General features: G+C 71.7%; 10 protein-coding genes. 4 read left to right on the top strand and 6 right to left on the bottom strand.

Going from position 1 to position 12,485, the window contains the following annotated elements:
• Positions 1 to 14 precede the first annotated feature (14 nt).
• Complete coding sequence (locus ABIQ69_RS14260) at positions 15 to 1,187, top strand: lipase (RefSeq protein WP_350350027.1); 1,173 nt, start codon at positions 15 to 17, stop codon at positions 1,185 to 1,187.
• Here the strand turns inward: ABIQ69_RS14260 and ABIQ69_RS14255 are convergent.
• From ABIQ69_RS14255 to ABIQ69_RS14235, 5 genes are all read right to left on the bottom strand, one after another.
• Entirely contained in the window at positions 1,174 to 2,316 is a 1,143-nt protein-coding gene (locus ABIQ69_RS14255) for a Gfo/Idh/MocA family oxidoreductase (protein WP_350347789.1), read from the bottom strand. The two genes, ABIQ69_RS14260 and ABIQ69_RS14255, sit on opposite strands and share 14 nt — an antisense overlap.
• Entirely contained in the window at positions 2,313 to 4,217 is a 1,905-nt protein-coding gene (locus ABIQ69_RS14250) for a DUF6807 family protein (protein WP_350347788.1), read from the bottom strand. The genes ABIQ69_RS14255 and ABIQ69_RS14250 overlap by 4 nt, the downstream gene beginning before the upstream one ends.
• A gap of 152 nt (positions 4,218 to 4,369) precedes the next feature.
• Entirely contained in the window at positions 4,370 to 5,701 is a 1,332-nt protein-coding gene (locus tag ABIQ69_RS14245) for a sugar ABC transporter substrate-binding protein (RefSeq protein ID WP_350347787.1), read from the bottom strand.
• A gap of 122 nt (positions 5,702 to 5,823) precedes the next feature.
• The gene (locus tag ABIQ69_RS14240) at positions 5,824 to 6,594 is read right to left on the bottom strand and encodes a carbohydrate ABC transporter permease (RefSeq protein WP_350350026.1); all 771 of its coding nucleotides are present in this window, start codon (positions 6,592 to 6,594) and stop codon (positions 5,824 to 5,826) included.
• A 151-nt stretch (positions 6,595 to 6,745) separates the two neighbouring features.
• Positions 6,746 to 7,675 (bottom strand): sugar ABC transporter permease, encoded by a 930-nt coding sequence (locus tag ABIQ69_RS14235; RefSeq protein WP_350347786.1) that lies wholly within the window; start codon positions 7,673 to 7,675, stop codon positions 6,746 to 6,748.
• Positions 7,676 to 7,955: 280 nt separating this feature from the next.
• Here ABIQ69_RS14235 and ABIQ69_RS14230 point away from each other — a divergent pair, with 280 nt between their 5' ends.
• Positions 7,956 to 8,435 (top strand): MarR family transcriptional regulator, encoded by a 480-nt coding sequence (locus tag ABIQ69_RS14230; protein ID WP_350347785.1) that lies wholly within the window; start codon positions 7,956 to 7,958, stop codon positions 8,433 to 8,435.
• Complete coding sequence (locus ABIQ69_RS14225; protein ID WP_350347784.1) at positions 8,432 to 9,679, top strand: MFS transporter; 1,248 nt, start codon at positions 8,432 to 8,434, stop codon at positions 9,677 to 9,679. Before ABIQ69_RS14230 ends, ABIQ69_RS14225 begins: the two co-directional genes overlap by 4 nt.
• Before the next feature lie 73 nt (positions 9,680 to 9,752).
• Here ABIQ69_RS14225 and ABIQ69_RS14220 read toward each other — a convergent pair whose 3' ends face one another.
• The gene (locus ABIQ69_RS14220) at positions 9,753 to 10,778 is read right to left on the bottom strand and encodes a LacI family DNA-binding transcriptional regulator (RefSeq protein ID WP_350347783.1); all 1,026 of its coding nucleotides are present in this window, start codon (positions 10,776 to 10,778) and stop codon (positions 9,753 to 9,755) included.
• 281 nt (positions 10,779 to 11,059) lie between these two features.
• Between ABIQ69_RS14220 and ABIQ69_RS14215 the strand changes: the two genes are divergently transcribed.
• On the top strand, positions 11,060 to 12,418 hold the full coding sequence (locus tag ABIQ69_RS14215; RefSeq protein ID WP_350347782.1) for an ABC transporter substrate-binding protein: 1,359 nt from the start codon (positions 11,060 to 11,062) through the stop codon (positions 12,416 to 12,418).
• The last annotated feature ends 67 nt before the right edge of the window (positions 12,419 to 12,485 follow it).

The following is a 12,485-nucleotide window of genomic DNA, read 5'->3' as shown; positions in this document are numbered from 1 at the left end:
AGGTGGTGCCGGACATGCCGCCGCCCGAGGCGCCGCCCGGTCTCGCGGACGTGCCGCTCGGCCTGGTCGAGGTGCGCGGCGCCGCCGAAGTCGAGACCACGGGGCACGGCCTGTGCCCGCACCGGCTCCCGGCCTGGGCGAGGGCGCAGGTGCCCGACCGGTTCATGGTGCAGACGTCCGCTGAGTCGGCCGGGGTCAGGCTCGCGTTCCGGACCGCGGCGACCGAGCTCGAGCTCGTCGTGCGGGCGCGGAGGATGGTGCCCGACGAGCGATGCGAGATCCCGGCCGGGATGTACGAGCTCACCGCGGGCGGCCACCTGATCGCGTCGGCGGCCGCGGCCGCCGGCGCGCGCTACGTCTTCTCGTTCGCGGACCCCGCGGGGCGCGTGGTCGACGGCCCGGAGACCGTGGTGCGCTTCAGCGGGCTGCCGGCGGAGGACCGCGAGCTCGAGCTGTGGCTGCCCTTCACCGACGCCGTGGAGGTGGTCGCACTCCGCGCGAATGCGCCCGTCGGGCCGCCTGCGCCCGACCCCGGGTTCCGCTGGATGCATCATGGCAGCTCGATCAGCCACGGGTACCGCGCGGAGACGACGACGGGGACCTGGCCAGTGGTGGCCGCGCTCGCCGCCGGGGCGAGCCTCACCAATCTCGCCTTCTCGGGCAACGCGATGCTCGATCCGTTCACCGCCCGCACGATGCGCGACCTGCCGGCCGACCTCATCAGCCTCAAGGTCGGCATCAATCTCGTGAACGGCGACGTGATGCGCATGCGCGCATTCCGTCCCGCCGTCGACGGCTTCCTCGACACCATCCGCGAGGGGCACCCGTCCACGCCGATCCTGGTGGTGTCGCCCATCTGGTGCGGACCGGTCGAGACCGCCGCCGGGCCGACCGTGCAGGACCCGGAACGCTCGGAGGAATGGTCGATCGCGGGCGGCTCCGAGGCCGACGTCGCCGCGGGCAAGCTCTCGCTGGGCGTCATCCGGCGTGCGCTCGCGGAGATCGTGGCACGGCGGCAGCAGACGGACCCGAATCTGCAGCTGCTCTCGGGCCTCCGGCTCTACGGCGCCGACGATGCGAGACGCATGCCGCTGCCCGACAACCTCCATCCGGGGCCGGATGTGCAGCGCCTCATGGGGGAGCGGTTCGCGGATCTCGTGCTCCGCAGCGCCGTCAGCGCTCGCTGACGCGCGCCCACGGCGCGCCGAGCTCGGAGAACGTCGCGCCCTCGAGCACGACCCGCTCGCTCCAGGCCTCGATGTCGTCGACGACGAGGTGAGCGCCCTCGTCGTCGATGCGGCGTTCGACGTACGCGGGGTCGAGCGGCGTGGGGTCGGGGGCGGTGCGCACCGCCTCGAGGATGCGCATGAACGCCCCCGTCGACGACAGCGGGACCAGGAGGTCGGCTCCCGACGAGACGTGGTCCACGAGGTTGTCGAGCAGGCCGGTCCGTTCGTGCGCGGTGGTGTTCGGCAGCGCGGATCCCGCGTGCTGCACCTGCACGAGGTCGAGCGTGTACCAGAGCATGATCCGGCCGTCGGTGCCGTCGACGATGACGCAGGGTTCGCTGCGGCGGGGCGCGGTCAGGCTGAGCGCTGCGGCGAGCGGAGGCCGGTCGGCGAGTGCGGCCACGAACGAGGACGTGTCATCCGCCTCGATCCGGTTCGCGCGGTGCAGGTCGAGCCGGACGTCCGCGACGTCGTCCTCGCCGTGGGCTCCGGCGACCGCGAGTGCCGTCGCGACCGCGTGCGCGAGGGGATTGGTCACCGCACCGTCGACGACGGGCCGGCCGTCGAGCTCCCGTCGACCGGCCCAGGCCGCCCTCGTCCAGTACGCCTCGCTGCGCAGCCACGTGCCCAGCGCACCGAACCGGCGGACCTCGCCCACGGCGCCCTCGTCGATGAGTCTCCGCACGGCGGGGATCGCGGACGAGCCGAGGCTCTGGAAGCCCACCTGCACCGCACGTCCGGCGGCCTCGGCTGCGGCGAGCAGCCCGTGGAAGTCCGCGAGCGTCGGCGTCGGCGGCTTCTCGAGCAGGACGTGCGCGCCGGCCTCGAGGGCGGCCAGCGCGAGGGGGAGATGGGTGTGCATCGGCGTGGAGAGCACGACGATGTCGAGCCCGCCGTCCTCGATCATCCGCGAGGCGTCGTCGAACAGCCGGGCACCGGGCACCGCGTCGGCGGCCACGGGCCGGGGGTCGGCGAGCGCGACGAGCTCGGCGCGTCCGGCCCGGGCGAGCTCGAGCGCGGCGCGCACGTGCGTCGCACCGTGTCCGTGGATGCCCGCGACGCCGATGCGGGGCAGGTCGCGCGTCATGCCTTCGGCGCAGGTCGCGGCGTCGGCCCGGCCCGCCAGGCCGAGGCGTGGGCGGCGGCCAGGTCGGCGAGCTCGACCGGGTCGGTGATCGCCCGGTCGACGAGGAGCGCGTCGATGCCGAGCTCGAGCGTGCCGCCCTCGTCGACGTGCACGACCTCGTCCCACGCGACCGCCGGCCCGATGCCGAGGTACTCGGCGACGCGGGCGAACCACGGCAGCGGCTCGGCCCCGGCCGGCTGCAGCAGGAGCACGGTGACCCGGCGCGAGGCATCCGTGACCGCGAGCCAGGGCGAGCGCGACCCGTGGGCGGCCTGCTCGCCGCTGCCGTCGGCCGTGGTGACCGTCGCTTCCCATCTGGGGAAGCGCCAGAACAGGCCGCCGTAGCCGGCGCCCTCCCGTCCGTTCGTCGCGGGCGAGCCGAGCTCCAGCGCCCCGAAGTTCGCCGTCAGCACGCTCCGCCAGCCGAGCGACCACGCGTCGCGCTCGCCGAGGCGCACGGCGCGGCCGCGGATGGTGCGCACCTCGCTGAGCTGGGCGACCTCGCGTTCGTCGATCCAGGTGAGCCGCTCGGTGAGGGTGTCGCCGTCGGCGACGAGGTCGTCGCGGCGCTGCCTGCCCTGGTTCTCGAGCATGACCGAGCCGACACCCTGGACGTAGGTGCGTCCGCCCCAGTACGACGTGCCGTTCACGTCGGGCAGGGCGACGCCGATGCCGAAGTGGTGGAGGTGGTCGGTGGGGTGCACGTCGGTGACGCGGACGCCGCCGAGCGTCTCGACCGGGTGCAGGAACGGGCGCGGAGACAGGACCGCGTCGATCGCTGTCCCCTCCTCGTACCGGGCGACGATGCGGTCGCCGAGTCGCAGCACGGGGCGGCCGGGCGAGAGCCACCCGGAGGCCTCGGGCGCCGGGCCGGTGCTGCCGCGCACCTCGAGGATGGCGCGGTAGGAGAGCGGATGCGTCGCCGGCTCGCCGGCCATGGCGTCGCGGAGCCGTCGCCACGACTGGGCGCCGAGCTCGAGGCGCGGCACCGACATGGTCGTGAGCGGGGGAGCGGCGAAGCGGGCGAGCGGCACGTCGTCGATACCCGTCACCGATAGCTCGCCGGGCACGTCGACGCCGAGCTCGCGGAGGCGGGCGAGCAGGCCGAGGGCGATGAGGTCGTTGAAGCCGACGACCGCGGTGGCGCCGGAGGAGAGGACGTCCTCGGCGGCGCGGTAGCCGTCCTCCACCTGCGACCCGCCCGCGATGTCCTGCACCTCGACGTCGGGGTGGCGCGCGACGAGCTCGGCGAGGCCGCGCCGGCGCAGCCCGTCGGCGTAGGACTGCGGGGGGCCGGCGAGGTACGCGAGGCGGGTGTGGCCGAGCGAGATGAGGTGCTCGCCGAGCGTGCGGGCCGCATGCTCGTAGTCGACCGAGAGTTCGGCGGCGGGGTCGCTCGCGACCGGGCGGTTCACCACGACGATGGGGCCGGACCGGGAGAGGAGGGCTTCGAGGCGCTCGGCCGGCATCCGGGGCGAGACGAGCACGAGGGCGTCGCAGCGCGATCGCGCCTCGACCGCGATCTCCTCCTCGTCGGCGACGCGCTCGGCCGTGTCGGCCACGAGCACGCGGTAGCCGTCGCGCGCCGCCTCGCGGCTGAGGCCCTTCAGCACCCCCTGGAACATCGGGTTCTCGAGGTCGGGCACCACGAGCGCGACCGTGTTGCTCCGCCCGCGGACGAGGTTGCGCGCCATCTGGCTCGGCGAGTAGTTGAGCTTGTCGATCGCGTCGAGCACCTTGGCCGAGATCGCCGGGTCGACCTTCTGGTTCCGGTTGAGCACTCGCGACACCGACGCCTGCGAGACGCCCGCGTACTCGGCCACCTGGGCGATGGTGACCTGCCGCTGCGGCGGGTTCGGCACGTGGACCTCCGGTCTGGGTGTGATGATTCGACGCTACGCGTCCGGGGGAAGGTGGAGCGGCTGCCGCGCAGGCAGTCGCGGCAGCCGCTCCGGGTGAGACGGTCCGGGAGGAACCGTCGGGCGGGCGGCGCGTGCCGCCCACGTGGGGTGGGTCAGATGGCGGCGTCGTCGAGTGCGCGCTGGAGCTCCTCGATGAAGCTCGTGGCCGCCTGCTCCGGGGTGAGCTCGCCGAACAGCACCTTCTGGGTGTGCTGGTCGATGATCGCCTCGATCGCGCCGCCGCCGGGCGGGGTCGCGGGCGGGGCGTCGCCCACCTCGGGTGCGAGGTCGTCGAGGAAGGCGACGACGGTCTGGTTGACCTCGTCGAGCTTCGGCGTGATGTACTCGCGGATCTTCTCGTTGGCCGGCACGCCGCGCTCGGCGAGCAGCAGGTCGGCGGCCTCCTCGCTGTTGGCGAGGAAGTCGAGGAACGCCGCGACCTCCGCCGCGTGCTCGGTCTTGGCCGACGCCGACCAGAACATCGACGGCTTGTAGTACGCCCAGCCGTCCTCGGCGTCGTCGGTGGCGGGCACGCGCAGGGCGACGAGGTCCTGCCCGCTGGCGTCGCGGAGCGCCTGCACCTGGTTGGACCACCACGGCCCGAACGCCGACTGGTTCGTCGCGGTGAACGACTCGGCCAGTCCGCCGGACTCGCGTTCGATGGTGGCCGCCGGGTCGGGCGTCGCGCCCGCCTCGGTCGCGTCGAGCAGGAGCTGCCACCAGCTCGCGAGCGCGTCCTCGCTCGCGGCGACCTCGGCCTCGTCGGCCGAGAAGAGCGACTCGCCGTGCTGGCGGAGCCAGTTGTTCAGCCCGCCGTCCTCGAAGCCCCACGACTGGGTGCCGACGACCGCGCCGCCGGAGGCGGCGGCCACCTCCTCCGCGGTGGCGATGAAGTCGTCCCACGTCCACGTCTCGTCGTCGGGAAGCTCGACGCCGTACTGCGTGAGCAGGTCCTCGTTGGCGATGATCGTGTACGAGTTGATGCCGACGGGGATGCCGTACTGGGTGCCGTCGAGCGCACCGGTGCCGAGCACGGCCTCGGGGAAGTCGTCGGTCGGCAGCGACCCGCCGAGCTCGCCGAGGTCCATGAGTACGCCGTTGGCCGCGTAGGTCGAGAGCTGCTTCTCGTCCATCTGGATGAGGTCGGGGATGTCTCCGGCGGCGACCGAGGTCGACAGCTTGTCCCAGTATCCGGCCCAGTCGGTGTACTGCGGCTCGATGGTGATGTTCGGATGCTCCTCCTCGAAGGCCGCGATGAGCTCTTCGGTGATCGCGTGGCGGGTGTCGTTGCCCCACCAGGTGAACGAGAGGGTGACGGGTTCGTCGGAGAGCACGAGCTCGGGCTCCTCGCCGCCGGCGTCGTTGCCGGCGCACGCCGTGAGGACGAGCGTCGCGGCGCCGATGGCGGCGACGACCCCGGCACGGCGTCGTGTGATGCCTCGCATGGTCGGTTCCTTCCTTGCTGTCGGGTGGTGCGTGGGGTGGTGCGCGGCCCGGCTGGCGGGCTGCGGTGCCCGCGTGGCGGGCGCGGTGCGGTGGTGCGGGTGAGGGTGCGACCGGGGGCCGGTCACTTGATCCCCGTCGTGGCGATGCCCTTGATGAGGAACCGCTGGCCGAAGAGGAAGATCAGGAAGATCGGGATGAGCGAGACGACGCTCATGGCGAACATCTCGCCGAAGTCGGTCGCGCTCTGCGCGTCCTGGAACGCGTTCAGCGCGAGCGGCACGGTGTAGAGGCTCGGCTTGGTCAGGTAGATGAGCTGGCTGAAGAAGTCGTTCCAGGTCCAGATGAACGTGAAGATCGTCGTGGTCGCGAGCGCGGGCACCATGAGCGGCAGGATGATCTGCAGGAAGATCCGCGGATGCCCCGCCCCGTCGATGCGCGCCGCCTCGTCGAGCTCGCGCGGGATGCCGCGGATGAACTGCACCATCAGGAAGATGAAGAACGCATCGGTGGCGAGCAGCTTCGGCACGATGAGCGGCAGGAACGTGTTGACCCAGCCCAACTGGGAGAACATGACGTACTGCGGGACGATGATGACGTGGATCGGCAGCATGATCGTCAGCAGCATGATCGCGAACCAGAACCGCTTGCCGGTGAACTCGAGCCGCGCGAACGCGTAGGCCGCGAGTGAGCACGAGACGAGATTGCCGATGATCGAGCCGAGGACGACGAGTCCGGAGTTCACCAGGTAGACGTTGAACGGGTAGCTGAGGGCGTTCCAGCCGTCGACGTAGTTCGAGATCTCGAAGCTGTCGAAGATGATGCCGGCCTCGCGGAAGATCAGCTCGTTGGGCCGGAGCGAGCTCACGACCATCCAGATCACCGGGTAGAGCATGAGCGCGGCGGCGGCGATCAGGATCGCATGGCGCAGCAGGCTCGAGAACGGCCGGCGAAGGGCCGAGCGCCGGCGTCGGCGATCGCGCACCGTCTCGGGCGGGATGCCGGCGACGACCGACTCCGTGGGCGGGGCGAGGTCGATCGCGGGGTCAGTCTTGGTCATCGTAGAACACCCAATACTTCGAGGCCCAGAAGTTGACGGCCGTGAATGCGGCGATGATCACGAGCAGCAGCCAGGCCATCGCCGAGGCGTAGCCCATGTCGAGGTTCGCGAAGCCGCGCTGGTAGAGGTACAGCGTGTAGAAGAGCGTGGAGTCGACGGGCCCGCCGGTGCCGCCCGAGACGATGAACGCCTGGGTGAACGACTGGAACGAGCCGATGATCTGCAGGATGAGGTTGAAGAAGATGATCGGCGTCAGCATCGGCATGGTGATGCGCCAGAACTGCTGCCGCCGGTTGGCGCCGTCGACCGAGGCCGCCTCGTAGTACATCGCGGGGATCTGCCGAAGCCCGGCGAGGAAGATCACCATGGGGGAGCCGAAGGTCCAGACGTTCAGCACCATCAGCGTGCCGAGCGCGGTCTCGGGGTTCGAGATCCAGCCCTGGCCTACGATGCCGAACCAGCCGAGGACGACGTTGATGAGCCCGTCAACGCCGAAGATCTGCCGCCAGAGGATGGCGATCGCGACGCTCGCGCCGAGCAGCGACGGCAGGTAGAACGCCGAGCGGTAGAACGCGAGGCCGCGCAGGCCCCGGTCGAGCGCGACGGCGAGGAGGAGGGCGAGCGCCAGCTGGAGCGGGACGGAGATGAACACGTACTGGAAGGTGACCAGCAGCGCCTGGTGCAGCCGTTCGTCCTCGAGCATCCGCGCGAAGTTGGCGAAGCCGTTGAACCTGGGCGGGCTGAGCAGGTTGTACCGCGTGAACGACAGCGCGAGCGAGGCGACCATCGGGCCGATCGTGACCAGGCCGAGGCCCACGAACCACGGCAGGAGGAACAGGAAGGCGGCGCGGTTCTGCTTCCGCTGTTTCGCGGCGCCCTGGCCCTTCAGGCTCCTGAGCTCCCCGAGCGCGCTCACGTCGGCGCTCCCGGGGAGGCGCGGCGGGGGCCGCGGCGGGGATTCGTGTCGTGCACGGATGCTCCAGTCATCGTCGTTGATCACCGGCTGAGAAAGCGCTATCTCAGCAGCTGACGACGTTTCTACCCCAGTCTTGCCGTGACGCGCAACCGTTTTCCGGGATTCGCCTCGACGTATCGGCCGTCGTACGAGAAAGGGCTTTCTGGCTACCGCGGGCGCGCGATGGCAGGAGTCGGTCCGCCGGGGCGAGGCATCCATAGCTTGGCTATATAATCGAGGGATGCCCGGACCCGACGCCTCCGCCCAGCACGCCGAGCTCGCCGAACTCATCGGCGGACTCGTCTCCGTCAACCATCGCCTCACCCGCCTCGCGGCCGCCGCGACGGGCAACGCCGAGTCGCCGGCGGTCTGGCGCACCATCAGTGTCCTCCGCGACCTCGGGCCCATGCGGCTCGGCGAGCTCGCCCGGGTGAGCCGGGTCGCCCAGCCCACGATGACCAAACTCGTCCAGACGCTCGACGAGCGAGGCTGGATCCGCCGCGTCGCCGACGCCGGCGACGCCCGCGCCTGGCTCATCTCGGCCGACCCACGCGGCATCGCCGCCCTCGACGCCTGGCGCGTCGAGCTCTCGGCCGCCATGACGCCGTACTTCGCCCACCTCGACGACGCCGAGCGCGACACCCTCGCGAGCGCCGTCGACCTCATCCGCACCCGACTCGAACGCGCGGATCGTGCCGCGCAGAAGGGAGACGTCGCGTGAGCCACGGCACATCGCACGGCGCATCCGCCTCGATCCTGAAGCAGCCGAAGGCCGTCTGGGCCGTCGCCTTCGCGAGCGTGATCTCGTTCATGGGCATCGGCCTCGTCGATCCGATCCTGCCCGCCATCGCCGAGAGCCTCGACGCGACGCCGACCGAGGCCGAGATGCTGTTCACCGCCTACCTGGCGGTCACCGGCCTCGCGATGTTCATCACGAGCTTCGTCTCGAGCCGCATCGGCCCGAAGAAGACCCTGCTCATCGGTCTCGGCCTGATCATCGTGTTCGCCGCGGCCGCCGGGCTCTCCAACGACGTCGAGGCGATCATCGGGTTCCGCGCCGGATGGGGCCTCGGCAACGCGTTCTTCATCTCGACCGCGCTGGCGACGATCGTGGGCGCCGCCTCCGGCGGAACCGGCGCGGCCATCGTGCTCTACGAGGCGGCGCTCGGGCTCGGCATCGCGATCGGCCCGCTCGTGGGCGCCGCGCTCGGCAACGTGAGCTGGCGCGGCCCCTTCTTCGGCACGGCCGCGCTCATGGCGTTCGCCTTCATCGCCATCGTCGTGCTGCTGCAGAAGGACGACTCCGCCGATCGTGAGCCGACGAGGCTCAGCGCCTCCATCCGCGCGCTCGGCAACCCGACGCTGCTCGTGCTGGCCCTTGCGGCCCTGTTCTACAACATCGGCTTCTTCGTGCTCCTCGCCTACTCGCCGTTCGTGCTCATGTTCGACGTGTGGGGGCTCGGTCTGACGTTCTTCGGCTGGGGCGTCGGGCTCGCCGTCACCTCCGTCTTCGTGGCTCCGTGGCTCACCGCGCGGGTCCGGCGCTCGCGCGTGCTGTGGGTCGCGCTGCCGCTGCTCGCGGTGGACCTGGCGCTCTGCGCCGTGTTCATCGAGAACGTCACGGCGCTCGTCGTGCTCATCGTCGTCGGCGGGCTCGTGCTCGGCGTGCTGAACACCGTGCTCACCGAGTGCGTCATGGGCGCGACCGACCTGCCGCGAGTCGTCGCATCCGGCGCATACTCGGGTGTCCGCTTCATCGGCGGCGCGATCGCGCCGCCCGCGGCCACGGAGCTCGCGAAGCTGCTCTCGCCCGAGGCGCCGTACTGGGCGGGCGCCGCCTCCGTGGCGATCGCCGCGATCATCGTGGTGGCGAGCGGGAAGGCGCTCGCTCGGGCCGACGCCGACGCGGAGGAGCTCGACGAGTCCGGGGAGGCGGAGGCGATCCTGGTCGGCGACGCCGCCTAGGGCCGGCGAGGGCCGGCGCGGGCCGGCGAGGGCCGGTGAGGGCGGGTGCGGCCGAGGGGGACCGGTCGCCCGCTCAGCGCGGCGCGCTCGTCGTGCTCGACCGCACAACCAGCCGCGTCGGCAGCGGCGCGCCCGAGTCGGGCAGCGGATCCGCCGCGACGCCCTCGCCGAGCAGGCGCAGCACCACCTCGACCGCGAGCCGGCCCTGCTCGCCGGGCTCCTGCTCGATGCTCGTCAGGCCGAACAGCTCGGCGTACTCGTGTCCGTCGACGCCGATCACCGACAGCTCGCCCGGGATCGCGATCCCGAGCCGCTCGGCGGCGCGCATGAGCCCGAACGCCAGTTCGTCGGAGGCGGCGAACACGGCCGTCGGCCGCCGCCCGGGGTGGCCGAGCAGCTGGAGCCCGGCCGTGTAGCCGCCCGGCAGCGACATGTCGGTCTCGACGATGTGGGCGCGGCCGCCCGGGGTGAGGCCGGCGGCCGACATCGCCTCGAGGAACCCGCGGCGGCGAAGGCCCGGCACGCTCTCCGGCGAGGTCGCCGCGCCGTGACCGGCGAGGTGGGAGATGCGGGTGTGCCCGAGGTGCAGCAGGTGCTCGGTGGCGAGCTGGCCGATGGCCCGGTCGTCGACCGCGAGCCGGGCGGCGCCCGCACCGCTGCCGCCGAGGAGCACGAGCGGCTTGTCGCGGCGGTCGAGGGCGTCCACCTCGTGCGACGACAGGTCGACGCCGACCGCGAGCACGGCGTCGACCCGTTTCCGGGCGAGGAAGAAGTCGAACACCCGCGCGCGCTCGGGACCGCCGGGCGAGAGGTTGTACAGGGTGAGGTCGTACCCCGCGGCGAGCAGTGCCCGCTCGACGCCCTCGAGCACCTCGCCGAAGAACCAGCGGTTCACGAACGGGATGACCACGCCGACGTTCTTCGTCCGGCCGGTGACGAGGCTCGCCGCATCGGGCGAGGCGATGTAGCCGATCTCGGCGGCCGCCCGCTCGACGCGCTCCCTGGTGTCGGGCGCGACGTGGCCGCGGCCCGACAGCGCCCGCGACGCGGTCGCCTTGGAGACGCCGGCGAGACGCGCGACATCGCCGATCGCGGCCATCACGGGCCTCCCTCCGTCGGGCTGTTCCGCAGCCGAGCATAGCCGCAGGATGCCCCGTGGTGGAACCGGTTCCACCCGAGCCGTGCCATCGTGGCGTGGCATCCCCACGGGCGCGTGATCGCGCTCTCATCGCAATGGTCGCAAGAACCGGAGATGGTGGCCCGATCGTGACCGGAGCCACCTTGTGCCGAGCGCCGCGAGTGTCCTACCGTGGACGCTGGAAACGGTTCCGGCCTCGTGGTCGGGCCTCGCCCTTGCACCACACTCAACGAGGAGACGACATGAGACTCACACGGCATCGCCGGTGGTTGGTCCCCGCCGCGGCGGCCGCCGCCGTCGGCCTGGCACTCACCGGCTGCACCGGCGACATCGCTGACCAGGAGGCCGGCGACGTCGACTGCGGCCCCTACGAGGACTACGGCACGTTCGACGGCGCCGAGGTCACGATCGGCGGCACCATCCTCGACCTCGAGGCCGACCGCCTCGTCGAGTCGTGGTCCGACTTCGAGAACTGCACCGGCATCACCATCGACTACCAGGGCTCAAGCGAGTTCGAGGCGCAGATCGCGGTGCTCGCCGAGGGCGGCAACGCGCCCGACATCGGCATCGTCCCGCAGCCGGGCCTCCTGGCCCGTCTCGCCCAGGGCGGCTGGCTCATCCCGGCGTCCGAGGCGGTCGAGGCCAACGTCGACGAGTTCTGGTCGGAGGACTGGAAGCAGTACGGCACCTACGACGGCACCTTCTACGCCGCCCCGCTCATGGCGAGCATCAAGGGCTACGTCTGGTACTCCCCGGCCGAGTTCGAGGAGAAGGGCTACGAGATCCCGAAGACGCTCGACGAGCTGAAGGAGCTCAGCGAGACCATCGCGGCCGAGGGCGAGCACAAGCCCTGGTGCGTCGGCCTCGAGTCCGGCGACGCGACCGGCTGGCCGGGCACCGACTGGATCGAGGACTACGTGCTCCGCCTCTCGGGCCCCGAGGTCTACGACCAGTGGGTCACGCACGAGATCCCGTTCAACGACCCGCAGATCGTCGCGGCGTTCGACGCGGTCGGCGAGTACCTGAAGAGCGACGACATGGTCAACGGCGGTATCGGCGACGTGTCGACCCTCGTGACCGAGGCGTTCCAGACCGCGGGTCTGCCGATCATCGACGGCGAGTGCTCGCTGCACCACCAGGCGTCGTTCTACGAGACCTTCTGGAACCCCGAGGGCGGCGACGACGTGAAGGTCGCCTCCGACGGCGACGTGTTCGGCTTCCTGCTCCCGCCGGCCAACGCCGACGACCCGCAGGCCGTCACGGGTGGTGGCGAGTTCCCGGTCGCGTTCCGCGACGCCGAAGAGGTCGAGGCGGTCCGCGCCTACCTGTCGAGCGACACCTGGGCGAACAACCGCGTCAGCCTCGGCGGCGTGATCAGCGCCAACACGGGCGTCGACCCCGAGAACGCGTCGAGCGAGCTGCTCGTGCAGTCCATCGAGATCCTGCAGGACCCCGAGACCACGTTCCGGTTCGACGGCTCCGACCTGATGCCGGGCGCCGTCGGCGCCGACTCCTTCTGGAAGGGCATCGTGTCGTGGGTGAGCGGCTCCAGCACGCAGGAGGTCGTGGACACCATCGAGGCCAGCTGGCCCACCAGCTAGCGCACCGCGAGTCGGGTCGCGCGCATCCGCGCGGCGCGGCATGATCGAGGGGCGGGGTTTCCGGACC

The sequence above is a fragment of the Agromyces sp. G08B096 genome, from assembly GCF_040267705.1.
Classification (GTDB): Bacteria; Actinomycetota; Actinomycetes; order Actinomycetales; family Microbacteriaceae; genus Agromyces.
This window is presented reverse-complemented; position numbering and strand designations above follow the sequence as displayed.

Coding starts and splice junctions, on each gene's coding strand:
- ABIQ69_RS14245 (WP_350347787.1), bottom strand. CDS start 5,701: ATGCGAGGCATCACACGACGCCGTGCCGGGGTCGTCGCCGCCATCGGC.
- ABIQ69_RS14230 (WP_350347785.1), top strand. CDS start 7,956: ATGCCCGGACCCGACGCCTCCGCCCAGCACGCCGAGCTCGCCGAACTC.
- ABIQ69_RS14220 (WP_350347783.1), bottom strand. CDS start 10,778: ATGGCCGCGATCGGCGATGTCGCGCGTCTCGCCGGCGTCTCCAAGGCG.
- ABIQ69_RS14255 (WP_350347789.1), bottom strand. CDS start 2,316: ATGACGCGCGACCTGCCCCGCATCGGCGTCGCGGGCATCCACGGACAC.
- ABIQ69_RS14240 (WP_350350026.1), bottom strand. CDS start 6,594: ATGCTCTACCCGGTGATCTGGATGGTCGTGAGCTCGCTCCGGCCCAAC.
- ABIQ69_RS14215 (WP_350347782.1), top strand. CDS start 11,060: ATGAGACTCACACGGCATCGCCGGTGGTTGGTCCCCGCCGCGGCGGCC.
- ABIQ69_RS14260 (WP_350350027.1), top strand. CDS start 15: ATGCCGCCGCCCGAGGCGCCGCCCGGTCTCGCGGACGTGCCGCTCGGC.